We start from the raw sequence: 23936 nt of genomic DNA, 5'->3' as shown, positions 1-23936 counted from the left end.
GGTGCCATTCCCTGTTCAGCGCTTAGGTAGGTCGGGACGGCACAAAAGCGCCGCCCCGTGTCTTGCAATTCGACTTAGTTTTTGTCGAGGAAGTCGCCCATATTCGCAGGTGTAACCAGCTTGAACGGGATGTAGACCTTCTGGTCCACTTTCTCGCCATTGATCAGCTTGATCGCCGCATCAATGGAGCCTGTGCCTTGACCAACAGAGTCTTGGAAAACTGTGACGTCATAGTCACCAGCGGCCATCACCAGCAAAGCGTCCTGAGATGCGTCAACACCGCCAACCTGCACGTCAGCCATGTCCATGCCAGCAGCCTTCATCGCCTGGATCGCGCCGATAGCCATCTCGTCATTGTTGGCCAGAACGAAGTCAAACGGCTCGCCGGAAGACATCCAGTTGGTCATCAAGTCTTGCGCTTCATCGCGCGACCAGTTTGCAGTTTGTTCATCGATGATGGTCATGAAGTTACACATGTCCATGCCGATCACGTCATGCACGTCTTTGGAACGCTGAACAGCCGCTTGGTTCGAAAGCTGACCGTTCATCAGGTAGCCGCGTGCTCCGCCAGCTTTGCCAGCTGCGCGCAGGTTTTTACAGACCTCAAATGCCGACAACGTGCCGGACTCGATCTCGTTGGACGCCACGAACGCTTGGGTCGGTGGCAGTTCGTTTACGTTGTCAGGCTCACGGTTGACGTAGACGAGTGGTGTGTCGCCAGCCGCAGCCGAAACAGCCGCACCCGCAGATGTGTCGACGATGTTCACGATGATCGCATCAACGCCGTTCGCAACGAAGTTTTTGACCTGGTCAATTTGCTTTGCCAGATCGTCGGTCGCATCTTCTTGCTGGTAGTTCAGGCCATCAATTGTCGCGGCATATTCGGTCATGCCGTTACGCAGAACAGTCAACCAGTTGTCATCAAAACGCGAGAATGTCGCGCCGATGTCTTGTGCTATTGCTGATGTGGTCATCAAAGCGGCAAGCGCGCCGCCAATAAGAAGTTTCTTCATGGTCTTCCTCCCAAAATTTGGTGTCCGGCACACCAGTTCTGTTTCGCCGGAGCCCCGTTTTCGGGGGCGTTGATCCATCTCGCCCCGGTCATGCAGCTAGAACCGCAAGGCTGGACTCGATGAAAGAAAGTGACTGCGAAAGTTCTGCTTTCGGGTCGGTGAATGCATGCACTTCGGGCGCAAACGCCTCGATTGAGATCGGCCCCCGATACCCTGCGTCAATCAGCGCGCCAATCTGCGGCAAGTTCCCCAGACGGTCATTTCCATCAACCAAAACGCGGTGCGCATCGACCATTTCAAGGACCGAAAGGGATGTATCCGTAACGCCGGAGACGTGAACAATGGCCGTGTGCTGCGCAAAAACGGGGCCGCCACCAGCCAGATGGTGATGAAACGTGTCATGGATCAGCTTGATCCGGTCCACGGCACGTAAGGCTTCAATGATTTCGACCGCCTCGGATTTGTACTGCATGGAGCAATGCTCAAACCCGAGCGGCTCGACGAGGCCGATCAAATTATGCGCTTCTAGCATCGGTTTCAGCTCGCGCAGGGCGATACGCAAATTGGCCTGACGTTCGCCATTGCCAAGCCCGTAGCCGTCATTCCGCGGAATAAGGCTGATCGCCTTGGCGCCGCTTGCCGCGGCAATTGTCAGCAGCGCTTCCGTCTCGCGCGCCTTGTCATCCGACCAGTCGTTAAAGGCCTTAATCTCGGCTATCGCAAGAATGTCCAGACCTGCGGCGCGCGCGCTTGCGCCAGCCTGCTCAGCCGAGGCGCCATCGAAAATTGCGCCACCAAGATCATTGCGCAACTCGATCCCGCTGCATCCTATGCTAGCGGCAAGCGACACAAGGTCGTTAAACCCCATCCCAGGCGCAGTTGCATGGTTCAAAGACGTTGGCAGTCGCAAAATTCGGGCCTCCCTGCCCAAAGAATGGGCACCCAGTTAATGCTTATGCTGGGGGAGGAGGGGCATCACCGTCAACAAATTGAGTCATTCCGTCTCAATCATGATACTTTTGCAACCGGTTGCATGATATGAAAGTATCATTATGAAAGTTCAGGTATATGCAAAACCGGTTCGAGAAAATGCTGTCCTGCAATCATTGACCGTTCGCCAAGCGCCGCCTTTGACATCAGGTTGAATAGCTCAACACAAAAACTTTGCAGCGGCGTACCAATTGCAGCAGTGACATATCCATCGGCAAGCCCGGCGCGCGAGTCAGGTGTCAGATCGTTGACAACCAAAGCAACATCGCGCGGGGTACGTTCCTCGCGCAGCGCACTGATGGCACCTTCCATCCCTCCACCGGCGACGTAAATTCCAACGATGTCGGGATGTCGCGACAACAGGTCTAGCGTGGCCTCATGGGTCAATTGTTGTGTTTCCAGATTGACCAACGTGTCCAAAACGTCAAAGCGCGGAAGATGCTCACGGAAGAAAGACCGAAACCCGGCCTCGCGCAGATCATGCCCATGCCAACGATGTCCACCGACAAAAATTGCAAGTTTTCCGGGCTTCCTTGTCGTTGAAGATAGCAACCAAGCAGCGCCGCGGCCGACCTTTAAGTTATTGAGACCAATATAGTTTATGCGCTCTCCTTGAGCAAAATCTGATAGCATTGCAAAGGTCGGAACGCCTTTGGCAGACAGGGTGCGTACGGCATCATTGACCTGATGGTGATTGACTGCAGTCGCTCCGACCACATCAACGTCATCCCCCATCGCCAACAACGCAGCGGACACGTCCTTTGGGGATTGCGACGGCGCAAACTCAACAACGACCTCACCGTTTATTCCAGGAATTTGTCCGACAGAGCTCTCAAGCTCCTCAGCCATCATTTGATAAAAGCTCTGCCGTTCCTTTTGCAGCACAAACCCAAATCGGACACGCGGTAGGTCTGGGCGTAGGCGCTGCTCAATCAAATTGGTGCCATGATAACCAATTCGATGCGCCGCTTCCGAAACGCGGCGACCGGTCTCTTCGCGGACAACGACATTGCCCGCCAGAACCCGGTTTACCGTAGCAACACTAACGCCCGCAGCCTGCGCTATATCTTTGATCGTGGGTCGTCGCGCCATGAAGTCATCACATCTGATATTTCTGTGTCATTCCAGGCTATCATTCGTGACACAATTCTCAGATCTGGCAACCACTTTAACCGTCGTCATCCTTATTGTGCCGCAGGTGGTCGGGCAACATAGGGCTGATGCGTGGCGTTGTTCCGGTCTCGGGCCGTGATCTGGTGCGCAGAACCGGTGTCTCCGAGTCGCTGCTGCGGCTCTCACGCAAGACAATGTAAAGCCCGCTGGCGATGATCACGCCAGACCCTAACGCAGTCCCCATATCCGGCGTCTCGTCAAAGAACAAAAACCCATAGGCTGTCGCCCAAATAATCTGCGAATATTGCATTGGGGCGACGATCACCGCCTCACCGGAATTGTAAGCTGCGATCAGAAACCGCCCGGCAATCCACGCAAATACCGCGACCACGCCGACGCGACCCAGATCCTCAATTGGCATCGGGACATAGACCAGCGGCAGCATAGCAGCCATAATCACAAAGTTGGCCATCATCGGATAGAGCAGGAGGACAACGCTGCGCTCCTCCCGTCCGATCTTGCGCACCACAATCGAAGAAAAAGCGCCCCCAATAGCCGCAGCCAAAGCTGCAAGATGGCCCAGTTCCAGCTCTGTCTGCCCGGGACGCAGCACGATCAAAACGCCGCTCAGACCCACCAATACGGCGATCCAACGCCTTATCCGTACCACCTCACCCAGAATGGGGATGGCCAAAATGGTGATCAACAGCGGAGACGCAAAGATAATCGCGTAGACCTGCGCCAGTGGAAGCACCGAAAATGCATAAAAGGCCGAAAACCCGGTCACAACCGCCGCCACAGTCCGCGCGGCCATCCAGTAGGGGTGCTTGGGGATCAACGTCCCACTGGTCGCGTCCCGCATCAGATACAGCATCGCCAAAGGAAAGCTAAACATGACGCTAAAGAAAACGATCTGCACGGGTGAGTAGGTTCCCCCCAGCACCTTAATGAACACGTCATGAGTTGAGAAAATCCCAAACGCGGCAAGCGCAAATAGCGCGCCGCGAGCGTTGGATTTGCTTGGGTCACTCATGGCGTGAGCTTCGCAGGTTTACAGGCTCGCGTCGAGCGCCGCCAAAACCGCATCACCCATCTGGGTGGTCGAAATCGGGTCTTTATCACCGGCCTGCATCAGATCCGCGGTCCGAACACCGCTTGCCAGAACATCCTGCACAGCGGTTTCCAGACGCGTGGCCTCATCGCCTAGGTCAAACGAATACCGCAACGCCATAGCAAAGCTGAGCAGACATGCCGACGGGTTGGCCTTGCCTTGGCCCGCAATGTCGGGGGCAGACCCATGCACCGGTTCATATAGCGCTTTCGGACGACCATTTGCATCCGGTGCGCCCAGCGACGCGGATGGCAGCATACCAAGTGATCCGGTCAGCATCGCTGCGCAATCGGACAAGATGTCACCAAACAGGTTATCCGTTACAATCACATCAAACTGCTTGGGCGCGCGCACCAGCTGCATCGCGCCATTGTCGGCATACATATGGCTCAGCTCGACCTCAGGGTATTCATTTTCATGAACCCAGGTGACTTCCTCCCGCCACAAGATGCCCGACTCCATGACGTTAGCCTTCTCCATCGAGCAGACTTTGTTGTTGCGACGCTTGGCCAGTTCAAAAGCCGAGCGTGCGACACGGCGGATCTCGTTTGTTGTGTAGCGCTGCGTGTTCACCCCAACGCGACCGCCTTGATTGTCGTCCTGAATGCCGCGCGGCTCCCCAAAGTAGACGCCAGATGTCAGCTCACGCACGATCATGATGTCGAGCCCGGCAACGATATCCTTTTTCAAGGACGAAAAATCGGCCAAAGCGTCGAAGCACTGCGCCGGGCGCAGGTTGGAAAACAAATCCATCTCTTTACGCAAACGCAGCAGGCCGCGTTCGGGCTTCAGGCTGAAATCCAGCTCATCATATTTGGGCCCACCGACGGCGCCCAGCAGTACCGCATCGACTTCCATGGCGCGGGCCATGGTTTGATCTGCCAAAGGCACGCCATGCTTGTCATAGGCCGCCCCACCAACAAGGTCGGTCTCCACATCAAACTTCAGCCCGCGCTTTTCGCCAAACCAGTCAATGATGCGTACAACCTGATCCATCACCTCAGGGCCGATGCCATCACCAGGCAGAATAAGAAGGGAAGGATTGGCCATGGGAAGTCTCCGCTACAGTATATGGTGTTTCCAGCGGCCTAGCGCGGGGTGCTCATAGCGTCAAGACGAGCCTCGTCTGTTCATGATCTGGATCGAGCTGTCATGACTGAGCCATGGCGCCAGCCCCTGCTCTAAATACCGCCAAACAGCGTTGACCCGTGGCGTGCTGCGCAGCGCCTCATGCGAGGTCAACCAAAGCTCTAGGCCTGGCATCGGAAAGTCAGGCAACACCGGGACTAATCCCATCTTATGTGCAATATCGCATTGCAAAATTCCGATGCCGCATCCGGCGCGGATCATTTCGCCATGGATAGATTGCTGATCACACCGAAAGACGAAGTCATTCCGCGTCAACGTCCAACCAAGCTCAGCCGCGCCACGAATAAAGCGCTCAGACCGATCGTATCCCAACAGGTCATGATCCATCAGCTCTTCGATCGAGTTTGGAACGCCACGAACCGCCGCATAGTCGTCTGAGGTGAAAAAACCCAGACGCAAGACGCCAAGTTTCTTGGTCACAACCTCCAGCTGGGTTGGGCGAAACATACGCAGTGCCACATCAGCCTCCCGAAACAGCAGATTGTCGGTTTGATCGGTGGCGTTTAGTTCAATTTGGATGTCGGGATGTGATCGTCTGATCTTGGCAACAATCTCGGGAAGGACATATTGCGCAACGAACTCACTTGCTGTGATCCGGACGGTGCCAGAGACCGACATGTCCCGTCCTGCCGCTGTCGTTGCGAACTTGTTTGCAGCTTCGGCCATTGCCATGGCGGCCGGCAACAAAAGCTGGCCTGCCTCAGTCAACACGAATCCTTTTGCCTGCCTCTGGAACAACGTTACGCCAAGCTGAGCCTCAATCGCTTTAATCTGCCGTCCCAACGTCGGTTGGCTGCTGCCAGTTTCACGCGCCGCAGCGGAAAGCGAGCCGCTGTTTGCAACCGCGATAAAGGCCTGAACCAATGACCAATCTAGGCTGTGGAGTCCATCTAGCATTCAAAAATGAATACCATATCATCAAAAAATCTCAATTCCCTTTCACAGATGAATGCCTACCTTAGCGTAAACAGAAGCGAGGGTACGTCATGCAAAAGACAGTCTTGATACTGGGCGCAACGGGTCGATTTGGCCGCAACGCGCAAAGCTCTTTCTCTTGGGCCGGGTGGGATGTGCGGTGCTTTCACCGTGCCAAGGACACGCTTGCCGATGCGGCCTGGGGCGCCGACCTGATCATCAACGCGTGGAACCCGGCATACCCCGATTGGGCTCGCGATGTGCCAGTATTGACGCAAGAGGTGATCGACGTCGCCAAGAACACCGGAGCCACGGTATTGATCCCTGGAAACATCTACAATTACGGCCATGACATGCCGGAAGCCCTGTCCGAGACGACACCGCATCGCGCCACAAATCCGTTTGGCCAAATTCGCATCGATATGGAACGCGCCTATCGCGACGCAGGCGTCAAAACCATTGTTCTGCGCGCAGGCGACTACATTGACACGCAGGCCAGTGGAAACTGGTTCGACAAGATTATCACAGCTAAGGCGCATCGCGGTAGGATCAGCTACCCGGGCAATCCAAGCATTCCGCATGCGTGGGCATTTTTGCCAGATGTCACCGACATGGCAGCGCAGCTCGCAGAGAACCTTGACGACCTAGGCGTCTACACTGAAATTTTTGCTCCGGGTTTCACCCTCACTGGCCACGAGCTAACACAGGCCATTGCGCGTGTCTCTGGGCGGCCACAAAAACTGTTTGAAATGTCTTGGCTTCCCATCAAGATCGCCAGCCCATTTTGGCCAATGGGAAGGGCCTTGCTGGAAATGCGCTATCTCTGGGACACGCCTCACCAGATCGCATCAGTGGCCAAAGATTCCCTGCTGCCTGACTTCATACCAACACCTTTGGAAGATGCGCTTGCCGCGTCACTTCCAGAAGAGGTCAACCCAGACGGGTTTATGTGCCGTCCAGTCTCCCAGGTCGCCGGTTTGCTCTCCACGTTCCACTGCCGCTGCCGCGACTCCCAACCCGGCTGACGGCAAAATATAGTCGACACGCAGGCTGCCAATGTCGCGCGCCCAATCGACAGTGTCACAAGCGTCCGAGCCCGCGAGCCCGGGCGCCTTTGGTTGTACATCTTGCAGGAGCGGATCGTTGAGTAACGCTAGTAAACTTGGCTTCAAACCTTCGCCATCAAGCGGATCGTTGTTCAGCCCGCCCATTAGAACAAATAACGCATCAAGCTGTTGCACATAGTTCGTCCAAAACCTGATCTGGTCGCTATTCCGCAGCCCATTTCTATCCTCGGGTCCATCAAAAACGGGCGGCCCGGTTTGCGCCAGAAGGATATGAAGCCGCCCTTCCGGAAACTGAACAGGCACGTCCCAAGCGCCGATGTCGTGCAGCATCACAACGTCCAGCTCATCGGGCGAGAAATACCCTTGCGGCAATTCTGCGTCGTCGAAATCATTCCACAGAAGTTGCGACAAGTCGCGCGCCTGCCCATGTTCGATGGGGAAACGCGACAGCATCGCGACGCCACCTTGACCGCGAAACAACCCGTAACCCTGACGATCACGCGCCGTATCAAGTTTTCCGTCTCGGTCCAAATCCAACCCTGTCGATAGCCCCGCATTTGGCGCGCCTGAAAAGGAGAATGGCATTTCGTGACCAAGCGCATCTAGCCGCTCTTGCAGCAGCGTCAAAGCAACGCCCTCATAATCATAGTCGAAACTTTGAAGCGCAATCACATCCGGCGCCAATCGTGCAATCCGTGTGAGCGTGGCGACCAAAAGCGCGTCCTCAAACCGCATCAAATCGCGCACCAGAAGGCCCGGGCCCTTTCGGGTCAGCTCCGCGTTATATGTTACAAATCGGTAGGGTTCCGCGCTTGCAGGAGGGCTCCCCGCAAGCAAGCAAATTAGGCCGTAAGCAAGCCAGCTTGCACAGCGCGTGCGCCAAGTTGCCGTTTGTCGTCGATCATGCCCGCAATGCGGTTCATCGCGATGCCACGCATGAACAAGCTTGCCGGCAAAAAGGCCCATATTGCGATCATCCAAACCAAGGTCTGCGGCGTCGCCATCATCGACGCGTCAAATAACCCAGACGCCGCCCGGGCGACTGCTGGCATGAAGAATGGCAGGAAGAAACCTAACATGATGTTAATCCGCGCATCGCGATTCAGGCGTGCCACGATATCGCCGCCCATGGTGGGGTCGAAGGTGGGGAGGTTGGTCCAGAAGTTGAAAGGTTCGGTCTTGTTGGGCCAGCCGCCGAGGCGGAGGGCGATGAGGAAGACTGCGAGAGTGATAAGGGAAATCAAATAGCTCAGGCCCGCGGCGGCGCGGATCAGGCTGACATGCTGGGTGTTCGACGTATCCGGCAGGAGCAGGATCAACAGGCGCACGGGGCTGTAAGGGAAGTCGATCACATGGCCGATCAGCAAGCCAATTGCGGCGACAACGCGGGTCAGCGTCGTCGGCTCGTATTGCCCACGGAACAAAACAGCCAGCAAAAACAGCGTCAAAAAGAGAGAGCAGAAGCGGATCCGGTTGAACGGTGGCGCGTTGCGGAATTCGATCAGGCTTGGGTAGCGTGAGCCATATTCAATCAGTGTGATTGCGGCACCAACGATGGCGAGAAGGCAAATGACCTGACGCGAGTCTTCTGTGACGCCCGGCAGCAAAAGAGCTGGCGTCATCAACAAAAGCATGACGAAAAACGCCCGGACAATCGCCCCAGATACGCGTGCAAACACGTCTACAAACCCCTCAAACTGGCCGAAAGCGATGCTTAGCCGCCCTCTGTTCCACCTTGTGCCTTTGGCTATTGCCGAAAGGTGCCTCATTTTTGCCTCAGTTTTGCCCAGATTCATAAACTCCTTCAACTCTCTGATAAGACTGAGGGATTTTATTGGGAGAATTAGTGGTATTCTTGTGTCACCGGAATCTCGGAGATTCCAGATATGGGCGTCCATAGGCCCTAACCACCTATATATACGACAAAAAGTGGCGCATAAGTGGCGCTAGGATGAACAGCCCCACAAAATTAACGTTAACACCTTTTCAACGAAAAAGGCCGGCTCGCAACGGAACCGGCCTAAAATCGCGCATGTTTCGGATTAGACCCAGGGGCGGTCTGCCGCTGCTTTCGCCTCAAACGTGTCAATTGAGGCGGCTTTTTCCATCGTCAGTCCGATATCGTCGAGCCCTTCGATCAGGCAGCGCTTTTTGAAGCTGTCCACCTCAAAGCTAAACACCTCCCCGTCCGACGAGGTCACAGTCTGCGCTTCAAGATCCACGGTCATTCGTGCGTTCGACCCCTTCTCAGCGTCTTTCATCAACACATCAACGGCCTCTTTCGGCAGCACGATGGGCAGAATGCCGTTCTTGAAGCAGTTGTTGTAAAAGATGTCAGCAAAGCTGGTGGAGATCACGCAGCGAATGCCGAAATCCTTGATCGCCCAAGGTGCGTGTTCACGTGAGGAGCCGCAGCCGAAATTGTCACCGGCGACCAAAATCTCCGTCTCGCGATATTGCGGCTTGTTCAGCACGAAATCGGCAATCTCGTTGCCCTGACGATCAAAGCGCATTTCATCAAACAAGTTCACGCCAAGCCCTGAGCGCTTGATGGTTTTCAGGAACTGTTTGGGGATGATCATATCTGTGTCGATATTCACCAACGGCATCGGCGCCGCGATCCCGGTGAGGGTTTCGAATTTATCCATTTTTGAGTCTCCTGCCGGAAATCCGGCGTACACATTGCGTACACATCCCGTACACACCCTGTAGTGACACGCGCGTCGGCAAACCTTGCCAATTGGTTAAGGTAAACGCTTCGTGTCCGTACGGTGTGGTCAAGTGTCGCATGATTGATTTTCCAAGAAAGAAATTTGGAGAGCGCAACAAGGCGTCACGCCCGTCAAATTACATCATCTCCCGCACATCGGTCAGTTTGCCGGTCACTGCTGCTGCCGCTGCCATGCCGGGGCTTACGAGGTGGGTGCGGCCTTTGTAGCCCTGACGTCCCTCAAAATTGCGGTTGGAGGTGGAGGCGCAGCGTTCGCCCTCGGCCAGTTGGTCGGGGTTCATCGCAAGGCACATGGAACAGCCCGCGAGGCGCCATTCGAAACCGGCTTCTTTGAAGATATCGGCCAGACCTTCTTCTTCCGCTTGCGCGCGGACGAGGCCGGAGCCGGGCACGACCATGGCGCGCATCCCGTCTTTGACCTTCTTGCCTTTGACGATCTCAGCCGCGGCGCGCAGGTCTTCGATGCGGCCGTTGGTGCAGGAGCCAATGAAGACTGTGTCGATTTCAATGTCCGACAGCGGCGTGCCGGGCTCAAGACCCATATAGTCGAGCGAGCGCTGGACAGCGTCCACTTTGCCACCTTCAAAATCGCCGGGCGCCGGTACGGTCGCAGTGATCGGAAGGACGTCTTCGGGTGAGGTCCCCCAAGTGACGGAGGGCGCGATATCTTCGCCTTTGATGGTGATCACCTTGTCGAAATGCGCGCCTTCATCGGTGAAGAGCGTTTTCCAATAGGTGACCGCTGCCTCCCATGCGGCGCCTTTTGGCGCGTGCGGGCGGCCCATGCAGTAATCATAGGTTTTCTGGTCAGGCGCGATCAAACCGGCGCGTGCGCCGCCTTCGATGGCCATGTTGCAGACTGTCATGCGGCCTTCCATCGACAGGTCACGAATGGCCTCACCACAATATTCGATCACGTAGCCGGTGCCGCCAGCCGTGCCGGTCTCACCAATCACAGTCATGGTGATGTCCTTGGCCGTGACGCCGGGGCGCAACTTGCCGGTGATCTCAACCTTCATGTTCTTGGATTTCTTCTGGATCAGCGTTTGCGTGGCCAGAACATGTTCGACCTCAGACGTGCCGATACCATGCGCCAACGCGCCAAAGGCCCCGTGGGTCGCGGTGTGGCTGTCGCCGCACACAACCGTCATGCCAGGCAGGGTCCAGCCCTGTTCGGGGCCAACGATGTGGACGATGCCCTGACGCACGTCAGAGACGGGGTAGTAGTGAATGCCAAAATCCTTGGCGTTCTTATCGAGGGCCGCGACCTGAATGGCGCTGTCCTCTGTCATGTTTTTGGGGTCGTTGCGCCCGGCAGTGGTGGGCACGTTGTGATCAGGCACCGCGATGGTTTTTTCCGGTGCACGCACGGCGCGGCCCGTCATGCGCAGGCCTTCGAATGCCTGCGGCGAGGTCACCTCATGCACCAAGTGGCGGTCGATATAGAGCAGGCAGGTGCCATCTTCGGCCTCATGGGCGACATGGGCATCCCAGATCTTGTCATAGAGCGTTTTTGGGGAACTCATTGGTTCTCTCCTGATGTCTTTGGAAATGGTCTTGGCGTCGGGGGCGGCGACTTAACGTAGCCGCGCCAGAACGGCATGGGTTGCGCCGTAAAAGCGTTCGTTCAGACGTGCGCGGTCATCCATGTCGAATACGGGTGTCATAGCAGTGCGGATACACGGTCGGGCTGAGTCCCGCAAGGGCATGTGCCTTGTCCGCTTGGGGTTTGCGTGGCAGGGTCGGGGAAAAGGGCACCGCATGGCGAACCACACCGAGCAGACGGACGGCATCAACACCACCGAGCAGGTCGAAGAGCTGTTGGACGTGGGCCAGTCGCTGTTTGGGCAGGCCGAAGCGCTGCTGACATCACTGATGCGACCATGGAGCGCCTATCAGCTGGGCATTGCCGTTGGCGTCTTCGCCCTGGCCTTTGTACTGCACCTGATCCTGGGGCCGCGGATCCGCGCCTGGATGGGCACCCGCGAGGGCTGGCCCAAATGGCGGATGCGCATTCTGGTGGTGGTGCACCAGCGATTGCGCGCCATCTTCTTCGTCGCGCTAATGTGGGCCGTGGTGATGACCATGCAGGAGGTCACATGGCCGTCGCGCAGCCACCTTTTGGGGATCATCGCGACGTTGGCCACGGCCTGGCTGCTGGTGGCCCTGACCACCCGCCTGATCCGCGCGCCGTTCCTGCGCCAGATGGTGCGCTACGGCGCCTGGGCCTATGTGACGCTTTATGTGCTGGGCATTCTGGACGAGACGGAACGCGTGCTGGACACCGCCGCGATTGAGGTTGGGGAATTCCGCATATCCCTGCTGTTGATCGTTCAGGGGTTCGTGATCATCGGCGCCTTGTTCGCGCTTGCCCGGTTTGTGACCAGCACCACGACGGCGCGGGTGCAGTCGAACGAGAACATCTCGCCGTCCATGCGGGTGCTGATCGTCAAGGTCATCCAGATCGTGTTCTACGCGCTTGCGTTTTACTTTGGCGTCAAGGCGGTGGGGATCGACCTGACCGGGCTGGCGGTGCTGTCGGGCGCGATTGGTGTGGGCTTGGGCTTTGGCCTGCAGAAGGTGGTGTCGAACCTTGTGTCCGGCGTCATCATCTTGCTCGACAAATCGATCAAGCCGGGCGACGTGATCTCGCTTGGTGACACGTTCGGGTGGATCAACACTCTGGGCGCGCGTTACGCCAGCGTGGTCACCCGCAACGGCAAGGAATACCTGATCCCGAACGAGGACCTGATCACCAATCAGGTGGTGAACTGGTCGCATTCCAACGACTTCGTGCGGCTCGATATCTACTTTGGCACTGCGTATGGCGACGACCCGCATGTGGTGCGCAAGCTGGCGATTGAAGCTGCCAAGGGCGTGGACCGGGTGCTGGCAACCAAGCCGCCCGTTTGCCACATCGTGGGCTTTGGCGACAGTTCGGTCGACTACATCTTGCGCTTCTGGATCCGTGATCCGACGGGCGGGCTGACCAACATCCGCGGCAATGTCTATCTGGCGCTTTGGGACATCTTCAAAGAGAACGAGATCTCCATCCCGTTCCCGCAGCGGGAGGTTCGGGTTTTGGGGGAAAGCGGCAAGGCGCCTGAGGGAAACATGGCGCTCGATTAGTCGCGCGACGCTTCCAATAGATCGCCCGGTTGGCAGTCCAGGACGTCGCAAATCTTTGCCAGCGTCTCAAACCGAATGCCTTTAACCTTGCCCGACTTCAGCAACGACAGGTTTTGTTCGGTGATCCCGATCTGCTGGGCTAGGTCGCGCGACTTCATTTTGCGCATCGCCAGCATCACGTCGAGGCGGATGATGATCTGCATTAGACAAAGGCCCGGTTTTCTTCGGCCTGACGGGACGCTTCCTGCATGGCGCTACCGACCAGGATCAGCATGGCGCCACCAAGCGCGCCTGCGATCTCGAAGGAAGAGAACCCTATGCTGAGCTCCCGCTCACCCGCCGCGTTTCCGACGGTCAACAACACCGAGGAGGCCATGTAATAGAACACGCCCGCGACCGGATAGATCAACAACCCGAAACCCGCGCGCGAGATATGTTGCGCACAGGCGCGGCTGAGCGCTTCGCCCTCAGCATATAGCGCGAACAGGCAGCGCATATGCCACAGAACAAAGAGCTGAATAGCCACGGAAATGCTGCCAACCACAAGCAAAGCGTAAACGATAACCGTCGATGGCGGCGTCTGGATGTTCAGCCCCTGAGGCGCATTATCAACCAGAACCGTGCGGGCCAGTTCAGACAGCATGAACAATCCAACCGTCAGGACTGCCAACCCAATCATCGCCAGCGTCGTCAAATAATAAGACACCCGGGCAATTGAAACAAACCGCGCAGAGAAGGCCATGTGATTTCCTCTTTTCGAATCATTTTTTATTGTTTTACATTAAGTTTTTATTCTCATCAATAGAGGCCATAATGAAATACGTTCTTCCCGCGCTCCTTATCGGGCTGAGTGCATGCACCAACCTTGTCCCCGGGACAGTCGCCCAGCTTTCTGCCCTGTCACCGCTGGAGGCTGATCCGGCAGACATTGCTGTAGCGCTTCGGCTGCCAGACGGCGTAGCTGTTCAACCCGATAGCGCGCAGATCATACTTACAGCCGAGCGGAAGGATACGGGCGAGACAAGCGCCGCCACCTACACGCTTTCTGCCAGCAAAACACCCGATGGCGACAGTATTTACCAAATCGCCGAAGCCGACCACGTCCGACTTCGCGCGCAGCAAAAGCTCATTGCCGGATGGGAGACGGAGAATGCGGATGCAAGTGAGGGATCGCTGGGCGTGCAATTGGCCGGGTGCAAAACACCTGACGAACTAGACCCTGACGCCACACTGGATATCAGCATCCGGACACGCCAAGACGGCGCATTCATGCCCCTTATGCGCGGCGCAAAAGTGGCGCGCGTGTTCAAAGTGGCCGGGATCACCAACCTGCCGCCCTGCGCATGAGGTCGCGACCCCAGATGTAAAGCAAACATAACACTTGCCGACTCTCCATGTGTAACGCTAAGTTTACACTTATGAGTATGTCGAGTTCTCTGCCAGACCGGCGGCTGCCTGAGCCAGCAGCGACACTGCGTCTGATCAAACCCATCACATGGTTTCCGCCTATGTGGGCCTATCTGTGCGGAGTTGTCTCCGCCGGGGTGCCCGCAAGCGGCCATTGGGGTCTTATTTTTCTGGGCGTTTTGCTGGCCGGGCCGATCACCTGCGGGATGAGCCAAGCTGCCAATGACTGGTGCGACCGTCATGTCGACGCGATCAACGAGCCCGACCGTCCGATCCCGTCAGGCCGCATTCCGGGGCGTTGGGGGCTATACATTGCGCTTGCAATGTCGGTCTTATCGCTGACTGTCGGCTACCAGCTTGGCCCTTGGGGGTTTGGTGCGACCATCATTGCGGTGATCGCGGCCTGGGCCTATTCGGCCGAACCCGTGCGGATGAAGCGCTCTGGCTGGTGGGGTCCGGGGCTTGTTGGCCTGAGCTATGAGACATTGCCGTGGTTCACCGGGGCGGCTGTTCTGGCCTCCGGCGCGCCACGCTGGGAGACGGTTTTGATCGCGGTGCTTTACGGCATCGGCGCGCATGGGATCATGACCTTGAACGATTTCAAGGCGCTTGAGGGCGACACGCAGATGGGGGTGAACTCCCTGCCCGTGACGCTTGGGCCCGAACGCGCGGCAAAACTGGCCTGTTGGATCATGGCCGTGCCGCAACTGGCAGTGATTGCGCTGCTGTTTGTCTGGGACAAGCCGTTGCATGCTTTGGGCGTTTTGGCCGTTTTGGCGTTGCAGGTTGCCGCGATGCGCAAGCTGCTGCGCGACCCCAAGCAATACGCGCCTTGGTATAACGGGACGGGCATCACGCTTTACGTGTCCGGCATGATGATCGCGGCCTTCGCTTTACGGGGGCTGGTATGACACTGGGTTGGGGGCAAATCGCGCGGCTTGGGCTAGTGCAGATGTGCCTTGGGGCCGTGGTCGTTTTGACCACCTCGACCCTGAACCGGCTGATGGTGGTGGAGTTTGCTTTGCCCGCCGTTCTGCCCGGGCTGTTGGTGGCGCTGCATTACGGCATTCAACTGTCGCGCCCGCGCTGGGGGTTCACCTCCGACACGGGCGGCAACCGGACGAAATGGATCATTGGCGGCATGGTGGCTTTGGCCCTCGGCGGGTTTTTGGCGGCTTTCGGCGTGACGCTGTTTGCCTCAAGCTACGCGCTTGCATTGGGGCTATCCGTGATCGCTTATGCGCTGATCGGGTTGGGCGTTGGGGCGTCGGGCACCTCCCTTCTGGCATTGTTGGCGACGGCGACCGCCCCGCACCGTCGCGCGGCGGCGGCGACCATCACCTGGCTGATGATGATCTTCGGCATCGCCATGACCGCCGGGCTGGCGGGCAGCTTTCTGGACCCTTATTCCCCGGCGCGGCTTTTGACGGTCGTGGCCGTTGTGACCGGCTTGGCCGTAGCGATCACCGTCTTGGCCATTGGCCGGATCGAACAGCGCGTGGACGCTGTGCGCGCAGCCGCGCCAACACCTTTCATGGACGGCATGCGCGAGATCTGGGCGGAGCCCAAGACCCGCAACTTCACCATCTTCGTGTTCCTGTCGATGAACGCCTATTTCATGCAGGAACTGATATTGGAGCCGTTCGCCGGGCTGGTCTTCGACTTCACCCCGGGCCAGTCGACATCGCTGAGCGGGGCGCAGAATGGTGGCGTGTTCATCGGGATGTTGACCGTCGGCATCGCCGCAACAGGTCTGAAACTGGGCGCTTTGCGGCATTGGGTGATTGCGGGGTGCTTGGGCTCCGGCGCGGTGCTGACGCTGATTGCGTTGACCGGGTTCGGGTCACTGGCGCTGCCGCTGACCGCGCTTGTCGTCGGTTTGGGCTTCTTCAATGGCATGTTCGCCGTCGCGGCCATTGGCGCGATGATGGCGCTTGCCTCTGACGGGCGCGAACAACGCGAGGGCACGCGGATGGGCCTGTGGGGCGCCGCGCAAGCGATTGCTGCGGGCTTTGGCGGGCTGACGGGCGCGGCGGCGGTCGATGTGGTGCGCGCCACCATGGCGGACGGGCCGGCCTTCGGCGCTGTTTTCACCTTTGAAGCACTACTCTTTCTGGCGTCGGCTGTGATGGCCGCGCGCATTATGGACGATAACCGCGCCGCCTCAGGCGCCATGGTACCGGGGGAATGACGATGTATGACGTGGTGGTGGTGGGCGCAGGCCCATGTGGCGCGACAGCGGCGGAAGATCTGGCGCGCTCCGGCAAACGTGTGGCGATGCTGGACCGGGACGGGCGGATCAAACCTTGCGGCGGCGCGGTGCCGCCCCGGCTGATCCAGGACTTCCGTATCCCTGACGGCCAGATTGTGGCGCGGATCAACACCGCACGGATGATTTCACCGACACAGCGACAGGTCGATATCCCGATTGAGAATGGCTATGTCGGCATGGTCGACCGGGAGCATTTCGACGAATTCCTGCGGCTGCGCGCCAAGGGCGCGGGCGCGCATCGTTATACCGGCACGTTTATCCGCATTGACCGCGACGAGGACGGCCCAAAGGTCATCTACCGCGATAAGATCAGCGGCAATGAGCTGGAGCTGGCGACCAAGCTGGTGATCGGTGCAGACGGCGCGCGCTCCAAGGTCGGCCAGCAGGAAGTGCCGGGCGGCGACACCATTCCTTACGTGATTGCCTATCATGAGATCATTGAGGCCCCGGAGCCGACCGCATCCTACGACCCATTGCGCTGCGACGTGATCTATGACGGCGCGATCAGCCCGGATTTCTACGGCTGGGTCTTCCCGCATGGCGCGCAGGCCTCTGTGGGCATGGGCACCGGCATTGACGGCGTGGATCTGAAAGAGGCGACCGCAGCATTGCGCGCGTCATCGGGGCTGTCGGACTGCAAAACCATCCGCAAGGAAGGCGCGCCGATCCCGTTGAAGCCGCTGGACCGATGGGACAATGGCAAAGACGTCGTCTTGGCAGGTGATGCGGCGGGCGTTGTGGCGCCGTCATCGGGCGAAGGCATCTATTATGCGATGGTCGGGGGCCAAGTCGCCGCCATGGCCGCAAGCGCCTGTCTGGCCAGCGGACGCACCCGCGACCTGCAACTGGCGCGCAAGATGTTCATGAAGGAACACAAATCCGTCTTCAAAGTGCTGGGCGCGATGCAGAACGCCTATTACCGCTCGGACGAGCGGCGGGAGCGGTTTGTGTCCCTTTGTCACGATATTGATGTTCAACGTCTGACCTTTGAGGCTTATATGAACAAAAAGCTGGTGGCCGCACGGCCCTTGGCGCATTTGAAAATCGGTATTAAGAACCTAGCGCATTTAACAGGATTGGTGAGCCAAACCCGTGTCTGACACTGCCCAAATCATGATCCCCGCCTGGGTCGACGGCGTCCTGACGCCGGTTGAGAAGCTGGACGCCCATTTGCGGGGGTTGAAGCATAAAGCCGTGTCGGTTTTCGTGCTGAACACGCGGCAGGAAGTTCTGATCCAGCAGCGCGCCATGGGCAAATACCACACGCCTGGGCTGTGGGCGAACACCTGCTGTACGCATCCTGAGTGGGATGAAAGCGCGTCTGACTGTGCCGTGCGGCGGCTGAATGAGGAGCTTGGCATCACAGGCCAACGGGTCGAGCATCGCGGCCAGGTCGAATACCGCGCTGATGTGGGCGGCGGGCTGATCGAGCATGAGGTGGTCGAGGTGTTTCTAAGCCGCGCCACGCCGGATATGCCCCTTAAGCCCAACCCGTCCGAGGTTATGGCCACCCGCTGGGTCGACTATTACGACCTGATGGCCGAGGTGAAACGCCACCCGGATCGGTTTACGCCATGGCTGGCGATCTACCTTGAGAAACACGCCGAGCTTATCTTTGGGGATTTGATTGGGGTTTGAGGGCTTCTTCTTTCGTTGAATGGCTTTGGATAGTTTCATATCTTTTTAGGCGCGGCTTGTGAGCTGGAACCCAATTATCGGCGCATTCTTACTATGTGCGATCATCATTTTCGTTGGAATTTGGGTTCCCGTTCAGCTTTACAACCTCGTTCGGTGTCCAGTATCTGTTTCGGTCCCGTTTTTTGTTTTTCTATCGTTGGCAGACGTTTTTTTGGTTTTTAGAAGGCTCGAATTCTGAGACTGTATGCATCAAAGATCTTCCATAGAATAGGAAAATTAATTGAACAAAACTGACTTCGAGTCGGCCGCGGACAAAACCGTCGAGGCACTAGAGTGTGTCGTCGATGGTCAGACATTCTTGGTGTTCTTGAAAGCCCTTCTAGCCGATTGGCGCGTCGCTAAGAGTTCCGAAGAAGTATCGCCCTCTGGTCCTTATAGTTCAATGTATGGTTGGGAAAATCTTGATATTGAAAGCTTCTTCGAGGCCGCAATTGCAGGTTCCGAAGATCACAAACTGGGGTTTCCTGAAGGTACTTTCTCTAACAACAATCCATGGCGGCAAGCTGCTGAAGCGTTGCTTTTGGGAAAACTCTACGAGTGAAAGGCCCGGAATCAAGCCGAAGGCGCCGGGCCAGCGGCTGCCCGCCCGGACGGGCTGACGCTTTTGCCATCCTCGCGCGCCGTTTGAATGGAAGATGTGTTTGGCTGCCATAAAAGGCTGTAGAAAGACCGATGCAGCGTCATCCCGCGGGCAGCCGCTGGCCCGGCTTAGGTTGCTTTTTCGCCGACTTGCACTCCAGCCGCTTGCAACGCTGTTGCTGCGATGTCGGTCGCTGTGAGCCCCGCGTCGGCATACATTGCATCAGGCGCGGCTTGGTCGATGAAACGATCCGGCAGAGTCATGGTGCGGATGGCGAGGTTGCCGTCCAGAAACCCCTCCCCTGCCAATGCGTGCAGCACCATGGCGCCGAAGCCGCCTTGGGAGCCTTGCTCGACCGTCACCAGCGCGCGGTGGGATTTGGCGAGTTTGCGGATCAGCCCCATATCCAAAGGCTTGGCGAAACGGGAGTCGGCGATGGTGACGCTTGCGCCTTGCGCCTCTATCAGCTCGGCCGCTTTCTCTGTCTCTGCCAGATGCGCGCCGAAGGACAGGAGCGCGATGTCGGAGCCGGTCTTCACAATACGGCCCTTGCCGATTTCCAGCACCTCGCCCACTTCCGGCATTTCGACGCCGTTGCCTTCGCCACGTGGGTAGCGGAAGGCAATCGGGCCATCCTCATAGGCGGCAGCGGTGGCGACCATATGGACCAGCTCGGCTTCGTCTGCGGCGGCCATAACAACCATGTTCGGAAGCGCAGACAGGTAGCCCACATCGAACGCGCCCGCATGGGTCGCGCCGTCGGCCCCAACGAGGCCTGCGCGGTCAATCGCGAAGCGCACGGGCAGGTTTTGCAAGGCCACGTCATGCACGATCTGGTCGTAGCCGCGCTGTAGGAAGGTGGAATAGATCGCGCAGAACGGCTTTAGACCGCCAGCGGCCATGCCGGCGGCGAAGGTCACGCCGTGCTGTTCGGCAATACCCACGTCGAACATGCGTTTCGGGTGGGCTGCCGCGAAAATGTCCATGCCGGTGCCTGAGGGCATGGCGGCGGTGATGCCCACGATCTTCGGATCGCTATCGGCCAGCTTGGTCAGGGCCTGACCGAAGACTTTGGTGTAGCTGGGCGCGTTGGGACGGGATTTGTTTTGGGTGCCGCTTGCGACGTCGAATTTGGAGACGCCGTGGTACTTGTCGGCCGAATTTTCCGCAGGCGCGTAGCCCTTGCCTTTGACCGTGCAGGCATGGATCAGCACCGGCCCGGTGGCCCATGTACGAGTGGAGCGCAGGACCTGTAAAAGCTGGCCCATGTCATGCCCGTCAATGGGGCCGATATATTGAAAGCCCAGCTCTTCGAACAGCGTGCCTTGGCCACCCACAGCCCCCGTCACCAACTGACGGGCGCGGCGCGCGTGGTCGCGTAGGGGACCGGGCAAAGCGGCCTCGAACCCTTCGGCCATGTGGTGCAACTGACCCATGGGGGAGGCGTAAAGCGAAGACAGGTATTTGGACATGGCACCGACCGGAGGCGCGATGCTCATTTCATTGTCGTTGAGGATGACGAACATGCGGCGGCCTTCGGCACCTGCATTGTTCAATGCCTCATAGGCCATGCCCGCACTGATAGACCCGTCACCGATCACAGCAACCGCGTCGCCCGTGGGCTCCCCCATATCGCGCGCGATGGTGAAGCCAAGGGCGGCAGAAATGGAGGTGGAGCTATGCGCGGCACCGAACGGGTCATAGTCAGACTCCGACCGTTTGGTGAATCCGGAGATACCGCCTTCTTGGCGCAAAGTGCTCATCCGGTCGCGGCGACCGGTCAGCACCTTATGCGGGTAACATTGATGACCCACATCCCAGATGATCTTGTCGCGGGGCGTGTCGAACACGGCGTGCAACGCGACGGTCATCTCGACCACACCCAGCGAGGAGCCCAAATGCCCACCAGTCGTGGCGACAGCGGCGATGACCTCGGCGCGCAGTTCATCGGCCAAGGCGGAAAGCTCACTATCCGTCATGCCCTTCAGATCAGAGGGCAGCGTGACGCGGTCCAAATGCGGGGTGTTGGTCATGATGTGTCCTTTCTCGACGGTTGGACAGGTCTCGACTTTGGCAAATGTCCTGTTGGCCCGGGAACAGGGACACCAATACGGGAACGCACGGTGCCACCTGTCTCCCGTAGCCAACAGGAGGGTGCTGGGGTGTCGAGCCCCCAGCGTTTCCAGGCAACCCAAGGGACCGGGCAACCTGAAAGCGGGTCGGCGCAAGCGGGCGAGGCCGCGCCGGTTTTCTCAGGCCCGCCTAGAGGCGGGTCACCTCGTCACCGGGCAGCATATAGCTGAGCGGTGTTGGGTCGGAGGCATCGCGGGATTCCTCTGGCAGCAGCAAGCCGATGCCGTAGAGCGCCCAGATTGCAAAGACGGCGATCAGGCAGAAGATTGCCGCGTAGCCCGCCCCTTTGAGCTGCAAGATCAGCACGCCGGCTTTCAGCTCAAGGTTGGGGTCTTTCTCCATTCCGAGGTAGTCGTGATTGTCAGACATGTGTCTCTCTCCTTAGAGGTCAGGGTCCGCGAAGCCATGCTCCTGCGCCCAGACGAACCAGTTATCAACGACCGTGCCGGTGAGCAGGATGCCGATGCCGCCGGTAAGCGTCGTCAGCACCGCAAACCACCACGCCCAGCGGTGAATGCCTTCCATCGTGGCGTTGAAGCCCATGGTCCAGCGCCAGAACAAAGCGGCGCGCTCGGACGCTGTGCCGCGATCCACGATCTGCTCGATCTCCCGCTCGCCGCCGTAGCGGCTGACCGCCAGAATGGTCGCGCCATGCATGGCGAACAGCAGGGCGGAGCCATAGAGGAACGCGATGCTAAGCGCGTGGAACGGGTTGTAGAACAGGTTGCCATAAGTCAGCGAAAACAGGTTCGTCCAATCCAGATGGCTGAAGATGCCGTAGGGCACGGCTTCCTCCCAACTGCCCATCATGATCGGGCGGATGAGGCCCAGAACCAGAAACAGCCAAATGGCGGAGGCGAAGGCCCAGGAAACGTGTTTTCCCATGCCCAGTGCTTCGGCCCGCAGGTAAGTGCGGATCCACCATGAAATGACGGAGATCAGCAAGAAGAAGGACGCAATGACCCATGCCCCGCCTTCCGCCAAAGGCGCCATGCCAAGGCCGTATTCAGACGAAGGCGGCTCAAGCGAGAACCAGAACAGGTCGCGCAGGAACACGCCGGGGTTATAGCCCGCCTGCGCCCAGAAGCTGATGCCGCAGATCATGAACCAGATGGCACCGGTGGCCAAAGACACCGCGCCGAATGGTCCCAGATAAATCGGTCCCAGCTGCGCGTTGCCAAAGAGGCCGGCGAGGCTGTTAAAGCTTGCGCCCTTGGTGCGTTCGCGGGCGATGTCGCCCGGGTCCACGCCCATTTCGGGTGGGCCTTGGACCTGAACTTGGGTGAAGATGTTTTGATATTCCATTACCCGTTTACCCCTCCTTCAAGGTTTGCCCACCAAGGCAATTCAAGCCACCAGTCCCACCACTCGGCCCATGTGTCGAACCAGATGGTGCCAGAGATGACGATACAAATCGCGGACCAGATGACCGCCTGCAGCGCCAGGAACAGGCCCAAACGGTGGATGCCCAATGGCCCGATCGAGTAGCCGATCAAGTCGCGGAAATAGGTGTCTTCATGATCCGGGCTGGCAATCTCTTCGCCCTTGGGCGTGTTCACCGCCGACAGCACCAACGAGCCGTGCAGCGCAAGCGCCAGACAGGTGGTGAAGAAGAAGGTGATCGCGATCATATGCGCGGGGTTGTAGTGGAAGTTGCCATAGGCGTAGCCCACGTTGTTCACCCAATCGAGGTGGCTGAAAATCCCGTAGGGGAAGCCGTGGCCCCATGCGCCCATCAGGACGGGGCGGATGATGACCAGCGTGACATAGGCCAGAATGGCAATGCTGAACGCGAAGGGCACGTGGTAGCCCATGCCCAGTTTGCGGCAAATCTCCACCTCGCGCATCATCCAGCTCAGGAAGGCGAGCGTGGCGCAGAAGGTGACGATCTGCCAGATGCCCCCCTCAGCCAGTGGTGCGACGCCCAAGCCCACGTCCAGCGACGGCGGGTCAATGGAAATCAGCCAAGGGTTCCAAGTGTCGCCCAAAGCGGCACCGTAAAAAATCATTATCGTGCCTAGCGCGGCAAAAAAGAACGTCGTGACGCCGAAGAAACCGACGTAAAAGGGCCCAACCCAGAAGTCGAACAGATCCCCGCCGATCAACGTGCCGCCCCGAACGCGATATTTTCTTTCGAAGGTGAGCTGTGCCATCTTCTGTCTCCTTATGCGCGTCCAGAGCCTGTCCGGGCCGGTCGCGCCAATCTGTTGGGTCGATTGCTACGGGCAGAGGGTCGCCCCGCCCGCAGCTGTTTTCTTGAAGCTGAGCTTACTCGGCTTGTTCCGCACCAAAGGCGCGGTCAAACCAGTTGGTCTCTGGGTTGCTAAGCAGGACGAGATGAATCATCGCTGCCAGCAAAAAGAGGAACACGCCCTGTGCCACGAATACGCGGCGCGGGTCGAAGATCAGCCAAATCTTGTAGAATTGTGCCATTCTTGATGCTCCTTAACCCCAGCTGAACCAAGGCAGTTTGAAATAGGTCAGAATGTGAGCGACCACTGCAACCGCAGCGAAAAGGTAGAAACCGCTCAGATAGACCGCATGCAATTCCTGCGCTTGCTCATCTGTAAGACCTGTGAAGGACAGGTCGGTTTTATCAGCCATATTTTTTCTCCTTCGAAAAAATCA

26 protein-coding genes are annotated in these 23936 nt (G+C 58.2%); 8 read left to right on the top strand and 18 right to left on the bottom strand.

What is annotated here, in order from left to right:
• Positions 1–74: 74 nt before the first annotated feature.
• From ACZ1G7_RS13630 to ACZ1G7_RS13605, 6 genes are all read right to left on the bottom strand, one after another.
• Complete coding sequence (locus tag ACZ1G7_RS13630) at positions 75–1013, bottom strand: substrate-binding domain-containing protein (protein WP_472659931.1); 939 nt, start codon at positions 1011–1013, stop codon at positions 75–77.
• 88 nt (positions 1014–1101) lie between these two features.
• Positions 1102–1881, bottom strand: a complete 780-nt coding sequence (locus ACZ1G7_RS13625; RefSeq protein WP_472659930.1) for a TIM barrel protein — start codon at positions 1879–1881, stop codon at positions 1102–1104.
• A 182-nt stretch (positions 1882–2063) separates the two neighbouring features.
• Positions 2064–3095, bottom strand: a complete 1032-nt coding sequence (locus ACZ1G7_RS13620) for a LacI family DNA-binding transcriptional regulator (RefSeq protein WP_472659929.1) — start codon at positions 3093–3095, stop codon at positions 2064–2066.
• Positions 3096–3171: 76 nt separating this feature from the next.
• Entirely contained in the window at positions 3172–4149 is a 978-nt protein-coding gene (locus ACZ1G7_RS13615) for a DMT family transporter (RefSeq protein ID WP_472659928.1), read from the bottom strand.
• An 18-nt stretch (positions 4150–4167) separates the two neighbouring features.
• A complete protein-coding gene (leuB, locus tag ACZ1G7_RS13610) occupies positions 4168–5277 on the bottom strand; it encodes a 3-isopropylmalate dehydrogenase (protein WP_472659927.1) in 1110 nt (369 codons plus the stop codon).
• Positions 5278–5337: 60 nt separating this feature from the next.
• The gene (locus ACZ1G7_RS13605; RefSeq protein ID WP_472659926.1) at positions 5338–6273 is read right to left on the bottom strand and encodes a LysR family transcriptional regulator; all 936 of its coding nucleotides are present in this window, start codon (positions 6271–6273) and stop codon (positions 5338–5340) included.
• 89 nt (positions 6274–6362) lie between these two features.
• Here ACZ1G7_RS13605 and ACZ1G7_RS13600 point away from each other — a divergent pair, with 89 nt between their 5' ends.
• Entirely contained in the window at positions 6363–7316 is a 954-nt protein-coding gene (locus ACZ1G7_RS13600; RefSeq protein ID WP_472659925.1) for a Rossmann-fold NAD(P)-binding domain-containing protein, read from the top strand.
• Here ACZ1G7_RS13600 and ACZ1G7_RS13595 read toward each other — a convergent pair.
• The 4 genes from ACZ1G7_RS13595 to leuC all read right to left on the bottom strand — a co-directional run bounded on the left by ACZ1G7_RS13595 (position 7206) and on the right by leuC (position 11615).
• On the bottom strand, positions 7206–8105 hold the full coding sequence (locus ACZ1G7_RS13595; protein WP_472659924.1) for an endonuclease/exonuclease/phosphatase family protein: 900 nt from the start codon (positions 8103–8105) through the stop codon (positions 7206–7208). The two genes, ACZ1G7_RS13600 and ACZ1G7_RS13595, sit on opposite strands and share 111 nt — an antisense overlap.
• A 95-nt stretch (positions 8106–8200) precedes the next feature.
• Positions 8201–9037: a hypothetical protein gene (locus ACZ1G7_RS13590; protein WP_472659923.1), complete on the bottom strand. Its 837-nt coding sequence runs from the start codon at positions 9035–9037 to the stop codon at positions 8201–8203.
• Positions 9038–9400: 363 nt separating this feature from the next.
• Positions 9401–10006 carry a 3-isopropylmalate dehydratase small subunit gene (gene leuD / locus ACZ1G7_RS13585; protein ID WP_472659922.1) on the bottom strand — a complete coding sequence of 202 codons (606 nt, stop codon included), beginning with the start codon at positions 10004–10006 and terminating at the stop codon, positions 9401–9403.
• Between the two features lie 199 nt (positions 10007–10205).
• Positions 10206–11615, bottom strand: a complete 1410-nt coding sequence (gene leuC / locus ACZ1G7_RS13580) for a 3-isopropylmalate dehydratase large subunit (protein WP_472659921.1) — start codon at positions 11613–11615, stop codon at positions 10206–10208.
• A 235-nt stretch (positions 11616–11850) separates the two neighbouring features.
• Between leuC and ACZ1G7_RS13575 the strand changes: the two genes are divergently transcribed.
• A complete protein-coding gene (locus tag ACZ1G7_RS13575; RefSeq protein WP_472659920.1) occupies positions 11851–13218 on the top strand; it encodes a mechanosensitive ion channel family protein in 1368 nt (455 codons plus the stop codon).
• Here ACZ1G7_RS13575 and ACZ1G7_RS13570 read toward each other — a convergent pair.
• Both ACZ1G7_RS13570 and ACZ1G7_RS13565 read right to left on the bottom strand, forming a co-directional pair.
• Positions 13215–13421: a helix-turn-helix domain-containing protein gene (locus ACZ1G7_RS13570; RefSeq protein WP_472659919.1), complete on the bottom strand. Its 207-nt coding sequence runs from the start codon at positions 13419–13421 to the stop codon at positions 13215–13217. The genes ACZ1G7_RS13575 and ACZ1G7_RS13570 overlap by 4 nt on opposite strands.
• The gene (locus ACZ1G7_RS13565; protein WP_472659918.1) at positions 13421–13960 is read right to left on the bottom strand and encodes a hypothetical protein; all 540 of its coding nucleotides are present in this window, start codon (positions 13958–13960) and stop codon (positions 13421–13423) included. The genes ACZ1G7_RS13570 and ACZ1G7_RS13565 overlap by 1 nt, the downstream gene beginning before the upstream one ends.
• Positions 13961–14031: 71 nt before the next feature.
• On the opposite strand from ACZ1G7_RS13565, the gene ACZ1G7_RS13560 reads away from it, so the two are divergent.
• The 6 genes from ACZ1G7_RS13560 (at position 14032) to ACZ1G7_RS13535 (ending at position 19136) form a co-directional block, all read left to right on the top strand.
• Entirely contained in the window at positions 14032–14565 is a 534-nt protein-coding gene (locus tag ACZ1G7_RS13560; RefSeq protein WP_472659917.1) for a hypothetical protein, read from the top strand.
• Between the two features lie 71 nt (positions 14566–14636).
• Complete coding sequence (gene chlG / locus ACZ1G7_RS13555) at positions 14637–15536, top strand: chlorophyll synthase ChlG (protein WP_472659916.1); 900 nt, start codon at positions 14637–14639, stop codon at positions 15534–15536.
• Positions 15533–16816, top strand: a complete 1284-nt coding sequence (locus ACZ1G7_RS13550; protein ID WP_472659915.1) for a BCD family MFS transporter — start codon at positions 15533–15535, stop codon at positions 16814–16816. Before chlG ends, ACZ1G7_RS13550 begins: the two co-directional genes overlap by 4 nt.
• Before the next feature lie 2 nt (positions 16817–16818).
• Positions 16819–17997 carry a geranylgeranyl diphosphate reductase gene (locus ACZ1G7_RS13545; protein WP_472663736.1) on the top strand — a complete coding sequence of 393 codons (1179 nt, stop codon included), beginning with the start codon at positions 16819–16821 and terminating at the stop codon, positions 17995–17997.
• 13 nt (positions 17998–18010) lie between these two features.
• Positions 18011–18535, top strand: a complete 525-nt coding sequence (idi, locus tag ACZ1G7_RS13540) for an isopentenyl-diphosphate Delta-isomerase (RefSeq protein ID WP_472663735.1) — start codon at positions 18011–18013, stop codon at positions 18533–18535.
• 280 nt (positions 18536–18815) lie between these two features.
• Positions 18816–19136: a hypothetical protein gene (locus tag ACZ1G7_RS13535; RefSeq protein ID WP_472659914.1), complete on the top strand. Its 321-nt coding sequence runs from the start codon at positions 18816–18818 to the stop codon at positions 19134–19136.
• A 167-nt stretch (positions 19137–19303) separates the two neighbouring features.
• On the opposite strand, the gene dxs is transcribed toward ACZ1G7_RS13535, so the two are convergent.
• The 6 genes from dxs to pufB all read right to left on the bottom strand — a co-directional run bounded on the left by dxs (position 19304) and on the right by pufB (position 23912).
• Positions 19304–21208: a 1-deoxy-D-xylulose-5-phosphate synthase gene (gene dxs, locus ACZ1G7_RS13530; RefSeq protein WP_472659913.1), complete on the bottom strand. Its 1905-nt coding sequence runs from the start codon at positions 21206–21208 to the stop codon at positions 19304–19306.
• A 229-nt stretch (positions 21209–21437) separates the two neighbouring features.
• Positions 21438–21677 (bottom strand): RC-LH1 core complex protein PufX, encoded by a 240-nt coding sequence (pufX, locus tag ACZ1G7_RS13525; RefSeq protein ID WP_472659912.1) that lies wholly within the window; start codon positions 21675–21677, stop codon positions 21438–21440.
• Positions 21678–21689: 12 nt separating this feature from the next.
• A complete protein-coding gene (gene pufM / locus ACZ1G7_RS13520; protein ID WP_472659911.1) occupies positions 21690–22613 on the bottom strand; it encodes a photosynthetic reaction center subunit M in 924 nt (307 codons plus the stop codon).
• Positions 22613–23461 (bottom strand): photosynthetic reaction center subunit L, encoded by an 849-nt coding sequence (gene pufL, locus ACZ1G7_RS13515; protein ID WP_472659910.1) that lies wholly within the window; start codon positions 23459–23461, stop codon positions 22613–22615. The genes pufM and pufL overlap by 1 nt, the downstream gene beginning before the upstream one ends.
• A 115-nt stretch (positions 23462–23576) precedes the next feature.
• Positions 23577–23741, bottom strand: a complete 165-nt coding sequence (gene pufA / locus ACZ1G7_RS13510; protein ID WP_472659909.1) for a light-harvesting antenna LH1, alpha subunit — start codon at positions 23739–23741, stop codon at positions 23577–23579.
• Positions 23742–23753: 12 nt separating this feature from the next.
• Positions 23754–23912, bottom strand: coding sequence for a light-harvesting antenna LH1, beta subunit (gene pufB / locus ACZ1G7_RS13505; protein WP_472659908.1), 159 nt, complete (start codon positions 23910–23912; stop codon positions 23754–23756).
• Positions 23913–23936: the final 24 nt, after the last annotated feature.

The organism is Litoreibacter sp. JB4-2, assembly GCF_055693445.1.
This window is presented reverse-complemented; position numbering and strand designations above follow the sequence as displayed.

Excerpts from the sequence above, each read along its gene's own strand:
- dxs (WP_472659913.1), bottom strand. The coding sequence starts at position 21,208 with ATGACCAACACCCCGCATTTGGACCGCGTCACGCTGCCCTCTGATCTG.
- pufL (WP_472659910.1), bottom strand. The coding sequence starts at position 23,461 with ATGGCACAGCTCACCTTCGAAAGAAAATATCGCGTTCGGGGCGGCACG.
- ACZ1G7_RS13630 (WP_472659931.1), bottom strand. The coding sequence starts at position 1,013 with ATGAAGAAACTTCTTATTGGCGGCGCGCTTGCCGCTTTGATGACCACA.
- idi (WP_472663735.1), top strand. The coding sequence starts at position 18,011 with ATGATCCCCGCCTGGGTCGACGGCGTCCTGACGCCGGTTGAGAAGCTG.
- chlG (WP_472659916.1), top strand. The coding sequence starts at position 14,637 with ATGAGTATGTCGAGTTCTCTGCCAGACCGGCGGCTGCCTGAGCCAGCA.
- ACZ1G7_RS13570 (WP_472659919.1), bottom strand. The coding sequence starts at position 13,421 with ATGCAGATCATCATCCGCCTCGACGTGATGCTGGCGATGCGCAAAATG.
- ACZ1G7_RS13550 (WP_472659915.1), top strand. The coding sequence starts at position 15,533 with ATGACACTGGGTTGGGGGCAAATCGCGCGGCTTGGGCTAGTGCAGATG.
- ACZ1G7_RS13605 (WP_472659926.1), bottom strand. The coding sequence starts at position 6,273 with ATGCTAGATGGACTCCACAGCCTAGATTGGTCATTGGTTCAGGCCTTT.
- ACZ1G7_RS13600 (WP_472659925.1), top strand. The coding sequence starts at position 6,363 with ATGCAAAAGACAGTCTTGATACTGGGCGCAACGGGTCGATTTGGCCGC.
- leuB (WP_472659927.1), bottom strand. The coding sequence starts at position 5,277 with ATGGCCAATCCTTCCCTTCTTATTCTGCCTGGTGATGGCATCGGCCCT.
- pufM (WP_472659911.1), bottom strand. The coding sequence starts at position 22,613 with ATGGAATATCAAAACATCTTCACCCAAGTTCAGGTCCAAGGCCCACCC.
- ACZ1G7_RS13575 (WP_472659920.1), top strand. The coding sequence starts at position 11,851 with ATGGCGAACCACACCGAGCAGACGGACGGCATCAACACCACCGAGCAG.
- leuC (WP_472659921.1), bottom strand. The coding sequence starts at position 11,615 with ATGAGTTCCCCAAAAACGCTCTATGACAAGATCTGGGATGCCCATGTC.
- leuD (WP_472659922.1), bottom strand. The coding sequence starts at position 10,006 with ATGGATAAATTCGAAACCCTCACCGGGATCGCGGCGCCGATGCCGTTG.
- pufX (WP_472659912.1), bottom strand. The coding sequence starts at position 21,677 with ATGTCTGACAATCACGACTACCTCGGAATGGAGAAAGACCCCAACCTT.
- ACZ1G7_RS13560 (WP_472659917.1), top strand. The coding sequence starts at position 14,032 with ATGAAATACGTTCTTCCCGCGCTCCTTATCGGGCTGAGTGCATGCACC.
- ACZ1G7_RS13620 (WP_472659929.1), bottom strand. The coding sequence starts at position 3,095 with ATGGCGCGACGACCCACGATCAAAGATATAGCGCAGGCTGCGGGCGTT.
- ACZ1G7_RS13625 (WP_472659930.1), bottom strand. The coding sequence starts at position 1,881 with ATGGGGTTTAACGACCTTGTGTCGCTTGCCGCTAGCATAGGATGCAGC.
- pufB (WP_472659908.1), bottom strand. The coding sequence starts at position 23,912 with ATGGCTGATAAAACCGACCTGTCCTTCACAGGTCTTACAGATGAGCAA.
- ACZ1G7_RS13615 (WP_472659928.1), bottom strand. The coding sequence starts at position 4,149 with ATGAGTGACCCAAGCAAATCCAACGCTCGCGGCGCGCTATTTGCGCTT.
- pufA (WP_472659909.1), bottom strand. The coding sequence starts at position 23,741 with ATGGCACAATTCTACAAGATTTGGCTGATCTTCGACCCGCGCCGCGTA.
- ACZ1G7_RS13545 (WP_472663736.1), top strand. The coding sequence starts at position 16,819 with ATGTATGACGTGGTGGTGGTGGGCGCAGGCCCATGTGGCGCGACAGCG.
- ACZ1G7_RS13565 (WP_472659918.1), bottom strand. The coding sequence starts at position 13,960 with ATGGCCTTCTCTGCGCGGTTTGTTTCAATTGCCCGGGTGTCTTATTAT.